Below are 19,582 nucleotides of genomic sequence, written 5' to 3'. Positions count from 1 at the left end.
GCGGGTGACGGATACCGCCGTATAACTGCCCGGTCAGCGAGTGATCAGTTCCCGCACCGCGTCGCTGACGCCGGGTAGCTCGCTGCGGTCGGCCCAGGTGTGGTCGTCGTGCTCGGTGAGGGTGACCAGCACGGCCTTCTCGACCGTGACCTCGAAGGTGAGCTGGCGGGTGAGAGCGCCACTCTTGGAGGTGTAGTCGAAACACCCGAGGTAGGCGGTGATCTGGTCGATCCTGAGGCCGGTCTCCTCCTGCGTCTCCCGCGGCAAAGCCTTCTCGAACTCCTCACCCGGCTCGACCTTCCCGGACGGCAACTCCCACAGACCCGGCATGAAGTCGTCGGCGGGCCTGCGCAGGAGGAGCACGCGGGCCCCGTCCGTGATGACTGCGGCAACAACGAATCGGGTGACCCCGGCCTCCTGGGCGTCGAACAGCAGGCCCGGGGCGAAGGCGGGATCGGAGAAGGGGGAGATCACAACAGCTCCTTGTGGCGGTCGCTCACCTTGAGGGCCGCGCGGACGTAACTCGCTGCCAGCGGACGATCCTCCTCACGATGCCAGACCGGGAGCTTGATCGTGTGCGCGTGGGCGCGCTCGGCGATCGGGAAGTCCCCTGCCCCGTACCGGCGGTGGGAGCGCGGATGGCCGGGGAACAGCATCGCCGGGTGCTGGTAGAGCGGGAGCTGGTTCATGGGACAGGTGGAGCCGGGCCGGTCGAACTCGGTCGCGCCCTCGGCCACCAGAGCCTGGTGGAAGCGTTCGATGCTCAAGCCGTCGAGCTCGCCGGGGTGGTAGGTGAGCGTCAATCCATACCAGGACGAGACCACCCCGTCGGGCATCGGCATGACCTCGAACCCGGGGATACGCGCGAACTCCGCGGTGAGATAGGCGGCCATCTCGGCCCGGCCGGCGAGGTAGCTGTCGAGGCGGCTGAGCTGGTCGTGCGCAAGGGCTGCGGCCAGCGGGTGAATGCGGAGTTTGAGGCCGGACCCGGTGACCGCGTACTTGGCCAGCGGGTGCTCGGCCGGGATCTCGGACTTGGCCCGCTTGTTGTAGTGGGCGAAGGTCAGCAACCGGTAGTACGTGTCGTCGTCATCGGTGAGGACAAACCCGCCCTCACCGCCGGAAAGCGGCTTGGGGCCGTTGAGGGAGAAGGCACCGGCAAGGCCGAAAGTGCCGACCTTCTGGCCGCCGTGGGACGCGCCGTGGGCGTGCGAGCAGTCCTCCAGCAAGGCCAGATTGTGGCCCTTGGCGATGGACCGCAGGGAGAGCATGGCGGCCGGCCTGCCCCACAGGTGGGTGACCATGATGGCCCGGGTGCGCCGGGTGATCAGCTCTTCGACCCGGGTCGGGTCGATGTTGCCGTCCGGGCCGGTCTCGCAGAGCACCGGCACCGCGCACAGGTGGAACAGTGGTGAGGCGGTGGCGTGGAAGGTCCAGGCCGGGACGATCACCTCGTCGCCGGCCGTGATCCGCGCGGCCGAGTAGGCAGCGTGCAGGGCGGCGGTGCCGGAGCTGGTGGTGACCGCGTGCCGGACGCCGAAGTACTCCTGCAGGGCGTCCTCCAGCTCGGCCACGATGCCGCTCCGGCCGGGGATGGAGATCGCGGTGTCGAGCTGGGCGGCGACCTTGGCCCGGGTGGTGTCGTCGATCGGCGGCCATTCGAAGTGCGGGCCGTCGGCAGTCACCACGGCGTCGCCACCGAGCAGGGCGAGGGTGTTGGTCACAACATCTCCTTCGGGTCGATGTAGCGCCCGACCGCCTTGGACCGGTAGCAGGAGGCGATGAAGGCAGCATGGGCGAGGTGCTGCTCAGGGCCGGAGGTGTTGGGGCGTTCGCCGTCCAGGACCCGGCAGAAGTAGTCGATCTGGGCGGTGGCAGCACTCGCGGGCGCCTGCGGGCGGGTCAGCTTCTCGACCACCGAGCCGTCCAGGGCGAGCCGCTGGACCTGGCCCTTCGTCAGCAGCACGGAGCCTCGCGTACCGACGACGTGCAGTCTCTCGGTCTTCGGGGCCATCCAGCGCGACAGCAGCACCGTGCCGTAGAGGTCGGAGTCGTAGCCAAGCTGGATGACGGCGGTGTCCTCGGCGTCGTAGCCGCCGTCGGGCAGCGCGGCCGTGGAGAAGTCGGCCATGACGCGGTTGGGCATGCCGAAGTACCACAGCAGCAGGTCGACCAGGTGGTAGCCCATGTCGATGATGCAGCCGCCGCCGGCCTGCTTCACGTCCCCGCGCCACCCGGCGCCGGGGTCATCCGTGTGGAAGGTGTACTGACCGTCGATCAGGAATGGGGTGCCGATCTGGTCGAGGAACTGCACCACGGAGGTATAGATCGGGTTGAACCGCCGCTGGAGCGTGACCATCAGCTCCACCCCGCCCGTTTCGCAGATCGCCGCGAGCTCGCGGGCCTCCTCCGGGGAGGTCGCGAACGGCTTCTCCTTGAGGATGTGCACGCCCCGGGACGCGCACTCCTCGGTCACGGCCCGGCCCGCGTGGTGCGGGACCGCGACGATCACGAAGTCCGGCTCCACAGCGTCCAGCAGGTCGGCGGCTCTGGCGAAGGCCGGGACCTGGTGGGCTTCCTGATGGGCGCGAAGGGCGCCCGGGTCGTTGTCGCAGACCGCGACGAGCTCGGCCCTGCTGGAGCCGAGCAGGCCGGGCAGGTGGTCTTCGAGTGCCTGGTGGCCGAGGCCGATGACTGCCGCGCGTCGCTTCATGAGCAGACTTCTTCCGCTTCGTGAGGGGACTTGTCGATGCGTGTCGAGTACAGCCCAACTGCCCGTAGTCGGACAGGCATTGTCTGTAGTCCCGGGGTGGTCTGCCTGTGCGCGCAGTAGGCTTTCGGTTACTGTCGATGATGGAATTGAGGCGTGGACGACCCGATCCGGCACCCTCTCGTGTACGCCCGGCAACTGCGCGGCAACCTGTCCCAGACCGGCCTGGCCCTACGCATGGACAAGGCCGCCCGCAGGCACGGGCTCCGGTCCGGCGCGGACAAGCAGGCCATCAGCAAGTGGGAGAACTGGATCAAGGAGCCGAACCAGGACTCTCAGTTCTGGATCGCCGAAGCCCTCGAAGTCCCCATCGAGGAAGTCGAGCTGCTGGGCTGGCCCTGCTGGCTCCCGGGCTACGACACTCCGCTGCCCCTGGGCTCCGCGTTCACCGTCCAAGCACTTCGAGAGGCCCAGAGAACCGCGATGGACCGCCGCAATTTCATGGCCTACAGCGCAATCGCGCTGGCCGGCCTCTCTGCCCAGTGGGCCGCGATCGAGCCTGAACGGCTCACCACCGCCCTGAACGGCAAGACCGTCGACACGAAACTGGTCGACTGGCTGGAGGACACCAGTGCCAAGCTGACCACCCTGCCGACCGAACAGCGCCAGCACACTGCGAAGCTGATGGACGCCCACCTCGAGACGGTCACCGATCTCATCGACGGCGACAACTACACCGAGGTCACCGGCAGGCGGCTGCACCTCCTGGCCGCATCGCTGGCCAGCACCTGCGGCTGGCACCGCTTTGACCAAGGCCGGCACTACGCGGCGGGCAAACTCTGGAACGCCGCCCTGACGAGCGCGCACGCCGCCCGCGACCGTGACCTGGGCGCCGGAGTCCTGTCCGACTTCGCGTACCAGTCCATCTGGCTCAGCGAGCCTTCCGCCGCGGTCGAACCACTCAGCCAGGCTCTGATCCACACCCAGCACCCGACCGCCCGGTCCCTCCTGTTCCTTCGCCGGGCTCGCGCGCACGCCGCGCTCGGCGAGCGCGCCGCCTGCTACCGCGACCTGTCCGCCGCCGAGACCGAGCTGCTGGCCGATGCCACCGACCCGGCGCCCGGGTGGTGCGCATGGATGAGCACCGCGGACCTGGCCGTCGACTCCGGCCAATGCCTGCTCGACCTCGGCCGCACCGAAGAGGCCCATGCCCGTATCGACGAGGGAATGGGCCTGCTGCCCCGCGCACGGGACAAGACGCGAGGGATCTTCCTCACCTACGAGGCCCGCAGCCTCCTGCGCTCACGTGAGGTTGAGCAAGCCCTCGCCGTCACCACCGAGTCGCTCGACCTGGCCGAGCGGATTGGTGCCGGGCGGTGCGTCACCCTGGTCCGCGAACTCGCGTCGGCCTTCACGCCCTACCGGCAAGTCGCCGGCGTACCCGAATTCATGGAGCGCCTCAAAGCCCGTTAGCAAGGACGCTGAGCTGATTCAGCCGCGCCGCACGAGAAGAGGCCCGGAACCTTTTGGTTGCGGGCCTCTTGTCGGTTACGGGCCTCTTGGGGGCTCCAACGGCGTCGTTATTCGCCGGATTTGGCTACCGGCTTGCGGAGGGCGATGTTCAGTTCGCGCAGGCGGGTCTCGTCCAGTTCGGTCGGCGCGCCCATCATCAGGTCCTGCGCGTTGCCGTTGAGCGGGAAGGCGATCGTCTCGCGGATGTTCGGCTCGTCGGCCAGCAGCATCACGATGCGGTCGACGCCCGGGGCGATACCGCCGTGCGGCGGGGCGCCGAGGCGGAACGCGCGGAGCATGCCCGCGAATTCGTGCTCGACGGTCTCGCGGTCGTATCCGGCGATCTCGAACGCCTTGAGCATCAGCTCGGGCTCGTGGTTACGGATCGCGCCGGAGGACAGCTCGATGCCGTTGCAGACGATGTCGTACTGCCAGGCGAGGATGTCCAGCGGGTCCTTGGTCTCCAGGTCGTCAAGGCCGCCCTGGGGCATCGAGAACGGGTTGTGCGAGAAGTCGATCTTCCCGGTCTCCTCGTCCTTCTCGTACATCGGGAAGTCGACGATCCAGCAGAACCGGAAGACGCCTTCCTCGAAGTGCCCCGCGCGCTTGGCGGTTTCGACGCGGACCGCGCTCATGATCTTGGAGACCTCGTCGAACTCGCCCGCGCCGAAGAAGATCGCGTGGCCGGGGGCGAGTGCGAGACGCGCGGTGAGGTCCTTGACGTTCTCCTCGGTGAGGAACTTGGCGATCGGGCCGCTCAGCGTCCCGTCCTCGCCGACCCGCACCCAGGCCAGGCCCTTCGCGCCGTGCTCGACGGCGAAGTCACCGAGCCCGTCGAAGAACTTGCGCGACTGTCCCGCGGTGTCGGGCACCGGCAGGGCGCGGACGTGCTTGCCGGCGAACGCCTTGAACTCGGAGTCCGCGAAGACGTCCGAGATGTCGACCAGTTCCAGCTTGGCCCGCAGGTCCGGCTTGTCGTTGCCGTACTTCAGCATCGACTCGCGGAACGGAATGCGCGGGAAGGGGGAGGTGACATGGCGGCCGTTGCCGAACTCCTCGAAGAGCTCGGTCATCAGCTTCTCGATCGGCCGGAAGACGTCCTCCTGCTCGACGAAGCTCATCTCGACGTCGAGCTGGTAGAACTCGCCCGGCGAGCGGTCGGCGCGGGCGTCCTCGTCGCGGAAGCACGGTGCGATCTGGAAGTAGCGGTCGAAGCCCGAGATCATCAGCAGCTGCTTGAACTGCTGCGGCGCCTGCGGCAGCGCGTAGAACTTGCCGGGGTTCAGGCGGGAGGGGACCACGAAGTCACGGGCGCCCTCGGGGGAGGTCGCGGTGAGGATCGGGGTGGCCATCTCGTTGAAGCCGAGCGCGGTCATCTTGTGCCGGATGGCGGAGATGACGGCCGTACGCAGCATGATGTTGCGGTGCATGCGCTCACGGCGCAGGTCGAGGAAGCGGTACTCCAGGCGCCGTTCCTCGTTGACGCCGTCCTCGGCGTTGATCGTGAACGGCAGCGGGCCGGCCGCGCCGAGGACCTCGACCTCGGAGACCTCGATCTCGATCTCGCCGGTCGGCAGCTCCGGGTTGACGTTCTCCGTACCGCGCGCGGAGACCGTGCCGTCGATACGGACGACGGTCTCCTTCGTGAGCTTCGAGAGCGCCTCGTTGGCGGCGGTGCCGGGGCGGGCGACAAGCTGGACCAGACCGTAGTGGTCGCGCAGATCGATGAAGAGGATGCCGCCCAGGTCCCTGCGATTGTGCAGCCAGCCGCTCAGTCGGACGTCGGCGCCGACGTCAGAGGCGCGGAGCTCGCCGCAGGTGTGAGACCTGTACCGATGCATCGTCGTTCATCCAGTCTTAGCAAGTCGGGGTTATGTCGTCCGGCCTAAGGCTACCGTCCGGCCGTGGCCGCGTTCTCGGTGGCGATTGGTCCTCGCCTATCCATAAGGTGGGGAAATGCGCACCGAGGATGTCCTGGCCGCACTCGCGACCGGGCTGTGGCGCTGGGACAGCGTGTCCGGAACGGTCACCCTCGACACGGAGGCGGCCCGGCTCCTCGGGCTGCCCGCCGGATCCGTGAATGTCACCGAGGCCGCGGCGCGCGCCCGTTTCCACCCCGTCGACCGGAACGAGATCGACGGCGTCGTGCGGCTCGCGCTCACCAACGACACCCTCGCCGAGGCACGGCTGCGGATCGTGGACGAGGACGGCCGGGTGCTCCGTACCGTACGGGCCCGAGCCAAGCCGGTCATCAGGTCCCGGCCCGGCGGACACCGGGAGTACGAGCTGTTCGGCACGCTCCAGGAGGTCACCGAGCCGCCCCCCGGGACCGTGGTCGAGGGGACCTCGATCACCGGGGACTGGCGCCGCTCCCGCGAGGCCTTCCTGCTCGACGCGGGCCGGGCGCTGGCCGAGGCCCGCTCCACCGCCGAGGTGCTGCGGGTCGCCGCGTCCCTGTCCATGCCCGGCTTCTCGCCCGACGGACTCGCGGTCTTCAGCCTCACCGGCGAGCGGCTCAGGATCATCGGGCACCACGGGCACGACGCCGGGGACGTGGGTCCGTTCGAGGACATGGCGGTCGAGACCGACTATCCGGCGGCCGAGGTCGTGCGGACCGGCCAGGCCGTCTATCTGCCGACGCCGGAGTCCTACCACGCCCGCTACCCCTCCACCTGGCAGTACGTCCAGCGCTTCGACCGCCACTCCTGGGCCTTCCTCCCGCTGACCGTGTCGGGCCGCACGCTGGGCACCTGGATGGCCGCCTTCAAGCACCGGGTCGCGTTCTCCCCCGACGAGCGGTCCGTGCTGACGACGGTGGCGCGCATGCTGGCGCAGGCGCTGGACCGCGCGGAGGTCGCCGAGTCCGAGCGCGAACTGTCCCTCGGTCCGCGGCGCGGGATGATGCCCAAGCTCGGGCACGGGATCCCGGGGATGACGGTGGCGGCGCGGTACGTGCCGACCGGCGGCGGCCTCCAGGTCGGCGGCGACTGGTACGACATGATCCCGCTGCCGGGCGGCGCGGCCCAGGCGGACGGCACCGGGGGCGGACGGTTCGCGCTGGTCATCGGGGACGTCCAGGGGCATGACGTACGGGCGGCCGGCCTGATGGGGCAGCTGCGGATCGCCCTGCGCGCGTACGCCTCCGAGGGGCACCGGCCGGACGCGGTGCTCTCGCGGGCCTCGCGCTTCCTTGCCGGGCTCCAGCACTACCCGGGGCGGGACGGCGGGAACGGCTCCGCGGCCGGCGCGGGCGCGGTGGGCGGTGTGGTCGCGGGCTCCCCGAGCGGGGCCGCGGCGCGGGCGGGCTGGGCCGTCGACGATTTCATCGTGTCCGGTCCGCGCTTCGCGACCTGCCTCTATCTGGAGGTCGACCCGGAGAGCGGAACGCTCGAGATGGCCCGCGCGGGCCATCCCAACCCGGTGATCCGTACGGCCGACGGGACGGCGATGATCCGGCAGACCGCGGGCGGGCTGCCGCTCGGCGTCGAGGCCGACTCCGACTATCCGACGACCCGGCTGGAGCTGGGGCCCGGCGAGACGCTGATGCTGTTCACGGACGGGCTGCTCGAGACCGGCGGGCACGATCTCATGTCCGGCTGGAAGCGGCTGCGGCCCGTCCTGGAGAAGGAGGGCGGCGCATCGCTGGAGAAGCTCGCCGACGCGCTGGTGCAGGCCGTGCACGGGCCCTCCTCGTACTACACGACAGGACCGCTCGCGGACCGCCGCGAGGACGACATCGCGCTCCTGCTGCTCGCCCGCGACACTGCGCCCGCCCGTACGGACCGCCGCACGACGCGGCGCACCGCGGTGACCGTCGCCCAGGCCGAGCCGGAGCGGCTCGCGGGCGCCCGGCAGCAGCTGCGCGATCTGCTGCACGACTGGTCGGACGCGGAGCAGATCGACTCCGCGGAGCTGATGGTCTCGGAGATGGTCACCAATGTGCTGGTCCACACGGACGGCGACGCGCTGCTGGTCGCGGAGGCGGGCGGCGAGCGCGGGAACCGGCGGCTGCGGGTCGAGGTCGCGGACACCAGCGACGACCTGCCGCACCGCCGCAGCCCGGGGGAGCTGGCGTCCAGCGGGCGCGGGCTGGTGCTGATGGAGGTACTGGCGGACGCGTGGGGGGTGAACCCCCGTGGCGACGGCAAGTCGATCTGGTTCGAGCTCTACGAGTGCGGGAGGCCGGGACCGGAGCCGGACGCGTCGTCGTTGTGACCGTAGCGGCGCCGCAGCTCGGAGAGCACGCCGAACGCGGCGGCCGTCAGCGGTACGGCGAGCAGCATGCCCAGGATCCCGGCGACGCTGGCCCCCGCCGTGATCGCCAGTATCACCACGGCCGGGTGCATCTGGACCGTACGGCTCTGGATCACCGGCTGGAGCACATGTCCCTCCAGTACCTGCACAGCAAGGACCACCCCGAGCGCCCACAGCCCGATCACCCAGCCCCGGTCGGCGAGCGCGACGAGCACGGCGACGGCGCCGGAGATGAACGCGCCGAGGTACGGGATGTACGCGCCCACGAACACCAGCGCGCCGAGCCCGACGGCGCCGGGCACCCGCAGGATCAGCAGGCCGACGGTGATGCAGACCGCGTCGATGAAGGCGATGACCGTGGTGCCGCGCATGAAGCCCTCGACGGCCCCGAAGGCGCGACGCGCCATGGCCTCGACGATCTCCCCGGTCGCGTGCGGCGCGAGCGACCTGAGCCCGCCGGCCACCCTGTTCGAGTCGCGCAGGAAGAAGAACATCAGCAGCAGCGCGAGCACGGCGGTGGCGATCAGCTCGCCGACGACGCTCAGTCCGGTAATCACCCCGGACGCGGCGGTGGCGCCGAACTTCCCGATCAGTGACCTGGCGTTCTTCGCCAGATCGTCCAGCGAGGTCCCGGCGGCGCCGAAGTGCTTGGTCAGATCCTTCGCCGCCTGTCGCAGCGAGGCCAGGATCTGGTCCCCGGAGTCGACCAGCGCGTTGACCACGATGTACCCCGCGCCACCGACCACGGCCACGACGGCGACACAGGTCAGCGCGGCGGCGAGCGACCGGTTGAGCTTCATCGCGACGAGCCGCCGGTGCAGGGGGCCGAGCAGGGCGGTGCCGAGGATGGCGAGCAGTACGGGGGTGACGGCGGGCTTGAAGGTGACGCAGAGCCAGATCGCGACGGCGCCGACGCCGGAGATGAGCAGCACCACCACGCACCAGGCGGCGAGGCGCCGAGCGCTCTCGGGAAGAAGGACGGTCGACGGCACGCTCTTACCCGACCACGCGGCGGAACGCTTGTCTTGCGCGCGTGGTCTGTTCGCGCGGTCGCCGTCCGGCGGGGGGTACGGCTTGTCTTGGGCGGGGGCCGGTGCTTGCGTGCGGGTTGTCGCCGGGTGCGGGGCGCCGTCCGGCGGGGTGCGGTGGTCTTGTCCGAGTGCGGGTTGTCGCCGGGTGCCGGGTAGGGGTGGTGTCCTGGACTGCATGATTTACGGCGCGTGCGGACCGGATCCCGGGTGCGGGATTGTCGAGCGCCACAAATCACGCTCTACGTCCTGGACACCACCCCTACCCGTCCCCCTCCACCACCCGCACAGACCCCCCACCCCCACCCCACCCCAAGCCGGGCGCGGGGCCACCGGCGGGAGGGGGGCGGGGGTGCAGGAGGTGCGTGTCCGGACGTAAAGCGTGATTTGTGGCGCACGATCACCTGTCACCCAGCAACGCACCCGCAGGGCGCCGTAAATCATGCAGTCCGGACACGCGCCTCCGGAACCCCCGGCACCCGCACCACGACGAACGACCCCGCACCCCCCGCCGGACGGCGACCCGCACCCGCACCACGACGAACGACCCCGTACCCGTACCCCTAGCCGGACGGCGACTACGCCGGCACCGTGCCCAGGCGGCCCGCCTGGAAGTCGTCGAACGCCTGCTGAAGCTCCGCGTGGCTGTTCATCACGAACGGACCGTAGTGCGCCATCGGCTCACGGATCGGGCGCCCGCCCAGCAGCACGACCTCCAGGTCCGGCGTGTGCGAGTCCTGGGACTCGTCCGCCCGTACGGTCATCGTGCCGCCCGCGCCGAACACCGCCGTCTGCCCCATGCGCACCGGCCGCCGCTCCGCACCGACCGAGCCGCGTCCCGCCAGGACGTACGCGAGGCCGTTGAAGTCCTCGCGCCACGGCAGCGTGATCTCGGCCCCCGGCCGCAGCGTCGCGTGGATCATCGTGATCGGGGTGTGCGTGACGCCAGGACCCTCGTGCCCGTCCAGCTCGCCCGCGATCACCCGCAGCAGCGCACCGCCGTCCGGCGACGTCAGCAGCTGCACCTGGCCGCCGCGGATGTCCTGGTACCGGGGGTCCATCATCTTGTCGGACGCCGGCAGGTTCACCCACAGCTGCAGACCGTGGAACAGCCCGCCGGACGTGACCAGCGACTCCGGCGGAGCCTCGATGTGCAGCAGGCCGGAGCCGGCCGTCATCCACTGGGTGTCACCGTTCTGGATGGTCCCGCCACCACCGTTGCTGTCCTGGTGGATGAAGGTTCCGTCGATCAGGTACGTGACGGTCTCGAAGCCGCGGTGCGGGTGCCACGGCGTGCCCTTGGGCTCGCCCGGCGCGTACTCCACCTCACCCATCTGGTCCATCATGATGAACGGGTCGAGGTGCTGGTAGTTGATCCCCGCGAACGCGCGGCGTACCGGGAAGCCCTCGCCCTCGAACCCGCTGGGCGCGGTCGTCACGGTGAGCACGGGACGGGCCACGGCGTCGGCCGGAGCCACCACCCGGGGCAGGGTCAGCGGGTTTTCGACGGTCACTGCGGGCATGAGGGCCTCCTCGGATTGTTCTGCTCTCAATTTAGTTGAACAGTGAACATCCTGCAAGGCGGCATCCATTCCCGTGCCCGGAACCCCGCCCGTTCCGGGCACGCCGGAGAGCGCCACCAGCGGCGACGCCCCGGATAGCGGGCAATCGCGGGCATCCGGTTTTGTCATGCTCGTTTCGAGCAGGCGAGTCGCGATCAACTACCTTTCCCGGAAGTGGAGTTGCGCATGGCTGCAAGAACCGCCCGCACCAGCGGGATCCTCACTGCGGCACTGCTACTGGCCGGCGCCGTGGCCGCACCCTCGGCCGGTGCCACCGAAGACATAGAAGGCGCCGCCGCGGACCTCCCGCACTGCGTCATGGACACCCGCACCGGCACCGAGAGCTGCTTCGCGAGCTTCCCCCAGGCCATCGCGGCAGCCACCGGCGGCCAGGTCACCGACGTGCCGTCCTCCCCACGGACTGCCGCCCAGGGCGACCTGGGCAGGGCCTTCCGTACGGAGATGAAGGCCCTCCAGGCCGATGAGGTCGTCCAGGGCACCTTCTTCGAGGACGGCCAGTACGGCGGGTCCTCACTGACCATCTACGGCGCCGAGCCGTGCAAGAAGGACGGCTGGGTGAACTACCAGTACGACCTTCCCGACGACTGGAAGAACCGGGTCTCCTCCGTACAGCCGTGGGCCGACTGCTGGCTCTGGCTCTACCCGGAGCCCGGCCTCGGCGGCGACAGGGACGGCCCGTTCAAGGAGAACAGCCCGGACGTCGGCTCGTTCATGAACGACCGCGCCCAGTCCATCGGCTTCAGCTGACCGTCGGCCCCGGCCGGCTTCCCCCCACAAGAATCCCCCCACACCCCTCGGAGGTCGCCATGACCACAAGAGTCCGGCTCCCCGTCTTCCTGGCAGCTCTCGCCACCGCGGGAAGCGCCGTCCTCATGGCCCCCACCGCCGCACAGGCGGAGGAGCAGCCCACCATCCGCGAGCTGCTCGACAAGTGCGACAACGGCACCGACGTGTGCGTCTTCCATCCCGACGGGCCGCCCCAGGTGTCCATGGGCGAGGCCCACCAGGTCGGCGACAGCGCCTTCAACTGCACCGCGGACCTCCAGCGCTCCACCGTCGGCTGGTCCGACACCACCGGCGAGTCGAGCAGCGTCGGGGTCTCGCTGAGCGCGGAGTACGGCTTCTCGCTCGTCTTCAAGATGACCATCGAGACCAGCTACCAGCACACGTGGGAGAGCTCACACACCGAGTCGGAGCAGACGAACGTCGACGTGCGCCCCGGTGAGGTCGGCTGGGTGACCCGCGAGGCCCAGATGCAGCGCGTCAGCGGTACGTACGAGCTGCACTTCCCGGACCGCTTCTACGGCCACTACTACTGGTACGTGCCGTTCGACGCGACCGGTCCGCTGCCCGACGCGTCGAGCACCAAGACGCAGCACACCCGGGCGATGACGGATCAGGAGAAGGCCGAGCACTGCGCCTGAGATCCGCCCGCCGGCACAGCTCCGGGGCCCGTACCGATACGACAGGTACGGGCCCCAGCTGTGAGAAAACGGTCAGCCGTACAGGTCAGCCGTACATACGGCGCATCGCGAAGTCCACCATCTGCTCGACCGCCTTCGCGTCGAACACCATCCGGTGGTCGCCCTCCATGTCGAGCACGAAGCCGTACCCCGTCGGCAGCAGGTCGATCACCTCCGCGCCCGTGATCACGAAGTACTTCGACTCCTTGCCCGCGTACCGCCGAAGCTCCTTGAGCGTGCTGAACATGGGGATCACCGGCTGCTGGGTGTTGTGCAGCGCCAGGAATCCGGGGTTGTCGCCCCGCGGGCAGTAGACCTTCGACGTCGCGAAGATCTGCTGGAAGTCCTCAGCCGCCAGCGACCCCGTCGTGAACGCCCGCACGGCGTCCCCGAGCGACGGAGGCGACGGCTCCGGGTACAGCGGCTGCTCTCCGTACCCGCCCGCGCCGACGCCGCCCATCGGCTGCTGCGGCTGCTGCTGGGGGTGCGGGTACTGCTGCTGAGCGCCCGGGTTCTGGTCGTAGCCGTACATGAGCGCAAGAGTACTGAGGAATGCCGCCGGGGGGAGCCTCGTCACAGATGCCCGGAAGGGGTTGCATCTTATTACCCATGGGTAGCATCATCGGAGCTACTTACCGGTAAATGGATGAGGAATCTGCCTCCCCCGATCCTTACGGAGTCGTCGCCATGGGGCACTACAAGTCGAATCTCCGCGACATCGAGTTCAACCTCTTCGAGGTCCTCGGGCGCGACAAGCTCTACGGCACGGGTCCGTTCGCGGAGATGGACGTGGAGACCGCCAAGAGCATCCTCGAAGAGGTGGTCCGCCTCGCGGAGACCGACCTCGCCGAGTCGTTCACGGAAGCCGACCGCACCCCGCCGGTGTTCGACCCCGAGACCAACACGGCGCCGGTGCCCGCGGCCTTCAAGAAGAGCTTCCAGGCCTACATGGACTCCGAGTACTGGCGTCTGGGCCTGCCCGAGGAGATCGGCGGCACGACCTCACCCCGCTCCCTGATCTGGGCCTACGCGGAGCTGCTCCTCGGCGCCAACCCCGCCGTCTGGATGTATGCCTCGGGTCCGGCCTTCGCCGGCATCCTCTATGAGGAGGGCAACGAGGCGCAGAAGAAGGCCGCCGCGATAGCCGTCGAGAAGCGCTGGGGCTCCACGATGGTCCTCACCGAGCCGGACGCCGGCTCGGATGTCGGCGCGGGCCGTACGAAGGCGGTCGAGCAGCCCGACGGCACCTGGCACATCGAGGGCGTGAAGCGCTTCATCACCTCCGGTGAGCACGACATGTCGGAGAACATCCTTCATTACGTCCTCGCCCGCCCCGAGGGCGCGGGACCGGGCACGAAGGGCCTGTCCCTGTTCCTCGTGCCGAAGTACGAGTTCGACTGGGAGACCGGCGAGCTGGGCGCGCGCAACGGCGTCTACGCGACGAACGTCGAGCACAAGATGGGCCTCAAGGCGTCCAACACCTGCGAGATGACCTTCGGCGACCGCCACCCCGCCAAGGGCTGGCTGATCGGCGACAAGCACGAGGGCATCCGCCAGATGTTCCGCATCATCGAGTTCGCCCGGATGATGGTCGGCACGAAGGCCATCGCCACCCTCTCCACCGGCTATCTGAACGCGCTGGAGTACGCCAAGGAGCGCGTCCAGGGCCCCGACCTGGCGCAGTTCATGGACAAGGCCGCGCCCAAGGTCACCATCACGCACCACCCCGACGTGCGCCGCTCGCTGATGACGCAGAAGGCGTACGCGGAGGGCATGCGCGCCCTCGTCATGTACACCGCCTCGGTCCAGGACGAGATCGCCGTCAAGGAGGCCGGGGGCGAGGACGTCAAGGCGCTCAACGGGCTGAACGACCTGCTGCTGCCGATAGTGAAGGGCTACGGCTCCGAGCGGTCGTACGAGCAGCTGGCGCAGTCGCTCCAGATCCTCGGCGGCTCCGGCTATCTGCAGGAGTACCCGATCGAGCAGTACATCAGGGACGCCAAGATCGACACCCTCTACGAGGGCACCACGGCCATCCAGGGCCAGGACTACTTCTTCCGGAAGATCGTCCGCGACCAGGGCCAGGCGCTGAACACCCTCGCCGAGGAGATCAAGCAGTTCCTCGCGGTCGGCACCGGCGGTACGGAGCTGGCCCCGGCCCGCGACGCGCTCGCCAAGGCCGCCGTCGACCTGGAGGCGATCGTCGGCCGGATGCTGACCGACCTCACGGCCACCGGCGAGGACGTCAAGAACATCTACAAGGTCGGCCTCAACACCACGCGCCTGCTGATGGCCTCGGGCGATGTGGTCGTCGGCTACCTGCTGCTGCGCGGCGCCGCCGTGGCCACCGAGAAGCTGGAGACGGCCGCCGCGAAGGACGTCGCGTTCTACCAGGGCAAGATCGCGGCCGCGAAGTTCTTCGCGGCGAACGTGCTGCCGGACGTCTCGGCGCAGCGCGCGCTCGCCGAGTCCGTCGACAACTCCCTCATGGAGCTGGACGAGGCCGCGTTCTAGCCTGCGGCACTCGCGTCACGGCTTCCGCATCGGCAGGGCATCTCTCGGGGAGAGGTGTCCTGCCGCTTGTCCGCCCGCCGTCCGCCCGCCGTCCCTCCGCCTTCCGACCGCCGTCTCCTCGCCTTCCGCCCCGCCGCCCGTGCCTGATCTACCCATGTGCGGAGCTTGTCCCGACCCGGCCCATGCCGTTGCAACCGGTGACGGGACCGGTGTCCTGCCCCGTCGTTATGGTGAACCCCATGAGCACTTCCGCCCGCTTCGACCGCGGCCACACCGACGACCTCATGTCCTTCCTCGCGGCCAGCCCATCGCCGTACCACGCGGTGGCAAATGCCGCGGAGCGCCTGGAGAAGGCGGGGTTCCGGCAGGTGCTGGAGACGGACGCCTGGGACGGTTCGGCGGGTGGGCGGTTCGTGCTGCGCGGCGGGGCGATCATCGCCTGGTACGTACCTGAGGGCGCCGAGCCGCATACCCCGTTCCGGATCATCGGCGCGCACACGGACTCGCCCAATCTGCGGGTGAAGCCGCTGCCGGACACCGGCTCGTACGGCTGGCGGCAGATCGCCGTCGAGATCTACGGCGGGACGCTGCTCAACACCTGGCTCGACCGCGATCTGGGGCTCGCGGGCCGCATCACCCTGCGCGACGGCTCGAACCGGCTGGTCAACATCGACCGCGCGCTGCTGCGCGTCCCGCAGCTGGCCGTACATCTCGACCGCTCGGTCAACACCGACGGCCTCAAGCTGGACCGGCAGCGGCACATGCAGCCGATCTGGGGCCTCGGAGAGCCCGAGGAGGGCGATCTGATCCGCTTCGTGGCCGAGGAGGCGGGTGTCGAGGCCGAGGATGTCACCGGCTGGGACCTGATGCCGCACGCCATCGAGGCGCCCTCCTACCTGGGCCGGGACCGCGAGCTGCTGGCCGGGCCCCGGATGGACAACCTGCTGTCGGTGCACGCGGGCACGGCCGCGCTGGCCGCGGTCGCCGGCGGACCCCTCCCGTACATCCCGGTGCTCGCCGCCTTCGACCACGAGGAGAACGGCTCGCAGTCGGACACCGGCGCGGACGGGCCGCTGCTCGGCACGGTGCTGGAGCGCTCGGTGCTCTCCCGTGGCGGTACGTACGAGGACCGGGCGCGGGCCTTCGCGGGCACGGTCTGTCTGTCGTCGGACACCGGCCACGCCGTGCACCCGAACTACGGCGACCGCCACGACCCGACGCACCACCCGCGCGCCAACGGCGGCCCGATCCTCAAGGTCAACGTCAATATGCGGTACGCGACGGACGGCAGCGGCCGGGCCGTCTTCGCCGCGGCCTGCGAGAAGGCCGGCGTGCCCTGGCAGTCGTTCGTCTCCAACAACTCGATGCCCTGCGGCACGACGATCGGCCCGATCACCGCCGCGCGGCACGGCATCCAGACCGTCGACATCGGCGTGGCGATCCTGTCGATGCACAGCGCGCGGGAGCTGTGCGGCGCGGACGACCCGTACCTGCTGGCGAACTCCCTGGTGGCGTTCCTGGAGGGCTGAGGGGCCCGACCCGCCCTCGGCGGGCCCAGGTCCGCCGAACCTCCGCCGCCCGCATGGCTGTTCCGGACCGGGGTACCCGACCCAATGGCCCGGAACGGCCACCACTCGTATCAGGAGGCGGGATTCATGGGCATAGGCGGATGCATCGTTCTTATCGCGGTGGGGGCGATCCTCACCTTCGCGACCGACTGGGAAGTCGACAGCGTCAACCTCGACCTGGTCGGTCTGATCATGATGGCGGTCGGCATCATCGGCATCGCCACCTTCACCAGCATCGCCCGTCGCCGGCGAGCGATCGTCACCCCGGTCGCCCCGACCGTCGTGGACAGGAACGACCGGGGCACGGGCTTCTGATCAGCGCGCGTCCACGCGCGTCGGCACCGTTGTTTGTCGGCTACGCGTCGTTACACGTCTACGCGTCGAGCCCGGCGAGTACGAGCCCGAGCCGGGGCGTTCCCGCCTCCGTGACACGGACGGGAACGCCCCAGTCCTGCTGATGCACATGGCAGGCCGGGTACTCGTTCGCCGGGTCGTCGTCGCAGGAGGCCGCCATCGCGGAGACATGCAGCACGCCCTCCGTGACACCGTCGGCCAGCACCAGTTCACGGCTCAGGTCCGAGCCGGCGCCGCCGCCGTCCGCCAGCAGTTCCGGCGGGGTGGCGGAGACCAGCAGCCGGGTCGAGGGGCCGTAGCGGGTGTCGAGCTTCTGCCCGGTCGGCGCGGTGAAGACGATGTCCAGCCGGAGCGCGCCGGGGGCGACCTCGGTCGCGGCCCGCTGGGTGCGGTGGGCGACGGCCTCGACGCGCACGGCCTCGTCGGGCAGCCGCAGCCGGGTCAGCCGGTGGCGCGCGGACTCGACCACGACGATGTCCTCACCGACGAGCACGGCGTCGCTCGGCTCCCGCAGATCCGTGGCCAGGGTGGTCACCTCACCGGTCGCGCCCTCGTGCGTCGGAGGCGTGTAGCGGCGCAGCGCGTGGTTGTACGTGTCCGAGACGGCGACGGACCCGTCGGGCAGCGCGGTGACACCCAGCGGATGCTGGAGCAGGGCCTGTCCGGCGGCGCCGTCGCGGTGCCCGAAGTCGAAGAGCCCGGTGCCGACGGCCGTACGGACGACAAAACGATCGCCGTCCTGCTGGGCGCCGTCCCTCGCGTCCCTCTCCACGTAACGCAGCGAACTGGTCTCCGAGTCGGCGACCCAGAGCCGGTCCCCGGCCGCGGCGAGCCCCGACGGCTGCGCGAACCACGCCTCCGCGGCGGGCCCGTCCACCAGGCCCTCGTTGGTGGTGCCGGCCGCGGCCTCGACCGTGCCGGTGGCCGGGTCGTACGTCCAGAGCTGGTGGACACCGGCCATCGCGATCCACACCCGGTCGGCCCACCACGCCACGTCCCACGGCGAGGAGAGATCCACTTCGAGGGCGGGCCCCGAGGCCGGTGAGCCCTGCCACCACTGCCTGCCGGTCCCGGCGACGGTCTCGATCGCGCCGCTGACCGGGTCGTACGTCCGCAGCGCGTGGTTTACGGTGTCCGCGACGATCACCTTGCCGTCGGGCAGCAGCGCCAGCCCCTGCGGCTCGCTGAAGGAGTCCCGGCCGAAGCCGCGCTCGCCGGAGCCGATCCGCCGGACGACCGTCTCCCCGTCCGCCGCCAGCTCGACCAGCTGATGGCGGGTGGAGTCCGAGACGAGGAAGTGCCCGTTCTCCAGCACCAGCGCCTTGCCGGGGAACCGCAGATCGGTCGCGACCGGCTCCGGCGGCACGTACGGCCCGTCCCCGCGCCGCAGCGTGCCCTTCGCGGCGTGCTCGGCCTCCAGCTCCTCGACCAGCTTCTCGATGGCGTGCGCATGCCCCTCGCCCGCGTGCTGGGCGACGACATACCCCTCGGGATCGATCACGACGAGCGTGGGCCAGGCCCGTACGGCGTACTGCTTCCAGGTCGCCAGCTCGGGGTCGTCCAGGACGGGGTGATGCACCTCGTACCGCTCGACGGCGTCGACGACGGACTGGTGCTCGGCCTCGTGCACGAACTTCGGCGAGTGGACGCCGATGATCACCACGGTGTCGCGGTGCTTCTCCTCCAGCTCCCGCAACTCGTCCAGCACATGCAGGCAGTTCACACAGCAAAAGGTCCAGAAATCGACAATTGCGATACTGCCGCGCAGATCCGCGAGGCTCAGTTCCTTGCCGCCTGTGTTGATCCAGCCACCCTTGCCGACGAGCTCAGGGGCGCGGACGCGGGCGCGGCGGGACGCGGGAGAAGCATCGTTCATGAATCAAGGGTGCCACCAGCGGGATCGTCCCCATCGACCGGGATGGCCGGTGGAGGGGTAGCGAGGTGGGCGGCGACTCGGGTCGGCACCGGCCGGCCGGGCATCGGCCGAAAAGCGCCACCCGTACGCGTGCACCTACGTCCGGACCGCCGGCCCGCCGGACCGCCGGGGTACCCGTTTTCCATGAAATATCTCGTGCGCGACAAGATCTTCGCGATCGGCGACGACTACTGGATCGAGGACGAACACCGTAAGAAGGCCTTCCTCGTCGACGGCAAGGCGCTCCGGCTGCGCGACACCCTGGAGCTGAAGGATCCCACCGGGCAGGTGCTGATCACGCTGCGCCAGAAGCTGCTGAGCCTGCGCGGCGCGATGACCATCGAGCGCGGTGACCAGCCGCTGGCGACCATTCGCAAGAAGCGGCTCTCGCTGCTGCGCAATCACTACCGGGTGACCCTGGTCGACGGCACCGAGCTGGATGTGAGCGGGCGGATCCTGGACCGGGAGTTCGCGATCGAGTACGACGGCGAGCTGCTCGCGCACATCTCACGGCGCTGGCTGCGGGTGCGGGAGACGTACGGCGTGGACGTCGTACGGGAGGACACGGACCACGCGCTGCTCATCGCCGTGGCGGTGTGCGTGATCCGGATGGCGGAGAAGGAGCGCGACCACGACTGAGGGCGCCGGGGACACTGGTCGCGCGAGGGATGGGCACCCGGC

16 protein-coding genes are annotated in these 19,582 nt (G+C 69.8%); 8 read left to right on the top strand and 8 right to left on the bottom strand.

Annotation, left to right across the window (positions count from 1 at the left end; translation table 11 throughout):
• Positions 1-33 precede the first annotated feature (33 nt).
• The 3 genes from ACZ6MZ_RS01890 to ACZ6MZ_RS01880 are packed head-to-tail and all read right to left on the bottom strand — an operon-like array spanning position 34 to position 2,713.
• Positions 34-474 carry an NUDIX domain-containing protein gene (locus tag ACZ6MZ_RS01890; RefSeq protein ID WP_469349188.1) on the bottom strand — a complete coding sequence of 147 codons (441 nt, stop codon included), beginning with the start codon at positions 472-474 and terminating at the stop codon, positions 34-36.
• Complete coding sequence (locus ACZ6MZ_RS01885; protein ID WP_469349186.1) at positions 471-1,724, bottom strand: DegT/DnrJ/EryC1/StrS family aminotransferase; 1,254 nt, start codon at positions 1,722-1,724, stop codon at positions 471-473. The genes ACZ6MZ_RS01890 and ACZ6MZ_RS01885 overlap by 4 nt, the downstream gene beginning before the upstream one ends.
• Positions 1,721-2,713, bottom strand: a complete 993-nt coding sequence (locus tag ACZ6MZ_RS01880; protein WP_469349185.1) for a Gfo/Idh/MocA family protein — start codon at positions 2,711-2,713, stop codon at positions 1,721-1,723. The genes ACZ6MZ_RS01885 and ACZ6MZ_RS01880 overlap by 4 nt, the downstream gene beginning before the upstream one ends.
• A gap of 153 nt (positions 2,714-2,866) precedes the next feature.
• Between ACZ6MZ_RS01880 and ACZ6MZ_RS01875 the strand changes: the two genes are divergently transcribed.
• Positions 2,867-4,183, top strand: coding sequence for an XRE family transcriptional regulator (locus ACZ6MZ_RS01875; protein WP_469349182.1), 1,317 nt, complete (start codon positions 2,867-2,869; stop codon positions 4,181-4,183).
• Positions 4,184-4,290: 107 nt separating this feature from the next.
• Here ACZ6MZ_RS01875 and aspS read toward each other — a convergent pair whose 3' ends face one another.
• Positions 4,291-6,063, bottom strand: a complete 1,773-nt coding sequence (aspS, locus tag ACZ6MZ_RS01870) for an aspartate--tRNA ligase (protein ID WP_469349180.1) — start codon at positions 6,061-6,063, stop codon at positions 4,291-4,293.
• A gap of 115 nt (positions 6,064-6,178) precedes the next feature.
• Between aspS and ACZ6MZ_RS01865 the strand changes: the two genes are divergently transcribed.
• Complete coding sequence (locus ACZ6MZ_RS01865) at positions 6,179-8,437, top strand: ATP-binding SpoIIE family protein phosphatase (protein ID WP_469349179.1); 2,259 nt, start codon at positions 6,179-6,181, stop codon at positions 8,435-8,437.
• On the opposite strand, the gene ACZ6MZ_RS01860 is transcribed toward ACZ6MZ_RS01865, so the two are convergent.
• Positions 8,389-9,468, bottom strand: coding sequence for an AI-2E family transporter (locus tag ACZ6MZ_RS01860; protein ID WP_469349178.1), 1,080 nt, complete (start codon positions 9,466-9,468; stop codon positions 8,389-8,391). The two genes, ACZ6MZ_RS01865 and ACZ6MZ_RS01860, sit on opposite strands and share 49 nt — an antisense overlap.
• Before the next feature lie 614 nt (positions 9,469-10,082).
• Positions 10,083-11,027, bottom strand: a complete 945-nt coding sequence (locus ACZ6MZ_RS01855; RefSeq protein WP_384178589.1) for a pirin family protein — start codon at positions 11,025-11,027, stop codon at positions 10,083-10,085.
• Positions 11,028-11,252: 225 nt separating this feature from the next.
• Between ACZ6MZ_RS01855 and ACZ6MZ_RS01850 the strand changes: the two genes are divergently transcribed.
• Both ACZ6MZ_RS01850 and ACZ6MZ_RS01845 read left to right on the top strand, forming a co-directional pair.
• Positions 11,253-11,834 (top strand): hypothetical protein, encoded by a 582-nt coding sequence (locus ACZ6MZ_RS01850; protein WP_389782599.1) that lies wholly within the window; start codon positions 11,253-11,255, stop codon positions 11,832-11,834.
• Between the two features lie 59 nt (positions 11,835-11,893).
• Positions 11,894-12,511 carry a hypothetical protein gene (locus ACZ6MZ_RS01845; protein ID WP_469349176.1) on the top strand — a complete coding sequence of 206 codons (618 nt, stop codon included), beginning with the start codon at positions 11,894-11,896 and terminating at the stop codon, positions 12,509-12,511.
• An 85-nt stretch (positions 12,512-12,596) separates the two neighbouring features.
• Here ACZ6MZ_RS01845 and ACZ6MZ_RS01840 read toward each other — a convergent pair whose 3' ends face one another.
• Positions 12,597-13,082, bottom strand: a complete 486-nt coding sequence (locus ACZ6MZ_RS01840; RefSeq protein WP_384178580.1) for an SseB family protein — start codon at positions 13,080-13,082, stop codon at positions 12,597-12,599.
• A 155-nt stretch (positions 13,083-13,237) separates the two neighbouring features.
• Between ACZ6MZ_RS01840 and ACZ6MZ_RS01835 the strand changes: the two genes are divergently transcribed.
• The 3 genes from ACZ6MZ_RS01835 to ACZ6MZ_RS01825 all read left to right on the top strand — a co-directional run bounded on the left by ACZ6MZ_RS01835 (position 13,238) and on the right by ACZ6MZ_RS01825 (position 16,947).
• Entirely contained in the window at positions 13,238-15,064 is a 1,827-nt protein-coding gene (locus tag ACZ6MZ_RS01835; RefSeq protein WP_384178577.1) for an acyl-CoA dehydrogenase, read from the top strand.
• Between the two features lie 239 nt (positions 15,065-15,303).
• Entirely contained in the window at positions 15,304-16,593 is a 1,290-nt protein-coding gene (locus tag ACZ6MZ_RS01830) for a M18 family aminopeptidase (protein WP_384178574.1), read from the top strand.
• 126 nt (positions 16,594-16,719) lie between these two features.
• Positions 16,720-16,947 (top strand): DUF6458 family protein, encoded by a 228-nt coding sequence (locus ACZ6MZ_RS01825; RefSeq protein WP_389782605.1) that lies wholly within the window; start codon positions 16,720-16,722, stop codon positions 16,945-16,947.
• A 58-nt stretch (positions 16,948-17,005) separates the two neighbouring features.
• On the opposite strand, the gene ACZ6MZ_RS01820 is transcribed toward ACZ6MZ_RS01825, so the two are convergent.
• On the bottom strand, positions 17,006-18,862 hold the full coding sequence (locus ACZ6MZ_RS01820; RefSeq protein ID WP_386877099.1) for an NHL domain-containing thioredoxin family protein: 1,857 nt from the start codon (positions 18,860-18,862) through the stop codon (positions 17,006-17,008).
• A gap of 183 nt (positions 18,863-19,045) precedes the next feature.
• Between ACZ6MZ_RS01820 and ACZ6MZ_RS01815 the strand changes: the two genes are divergently transcribed.
• Positions 19,046-19,540 carry an LURP-one-related/scramblase family protein gene (locus ACZ6MZ_RS01815; RefSeq protein ID WP_384178565.1) on the top strand — a complete coding sequence of 165 codons (495 nt, stop codon included), beginning with the start codon at positions 19,046-19,048 and terminating at the stop codon, positions 19,538-19,540.
• The last annotated feature ends 42 nt before the right edge of the window (positions 19,541-19,582 follow it).

It is taken from the genome of Streptomyces sp. NPDC042201, from assembly GCF_055582185.1.
This window is presented reverse-complemented; position numbering and strand designations above follow the sequence as displayed.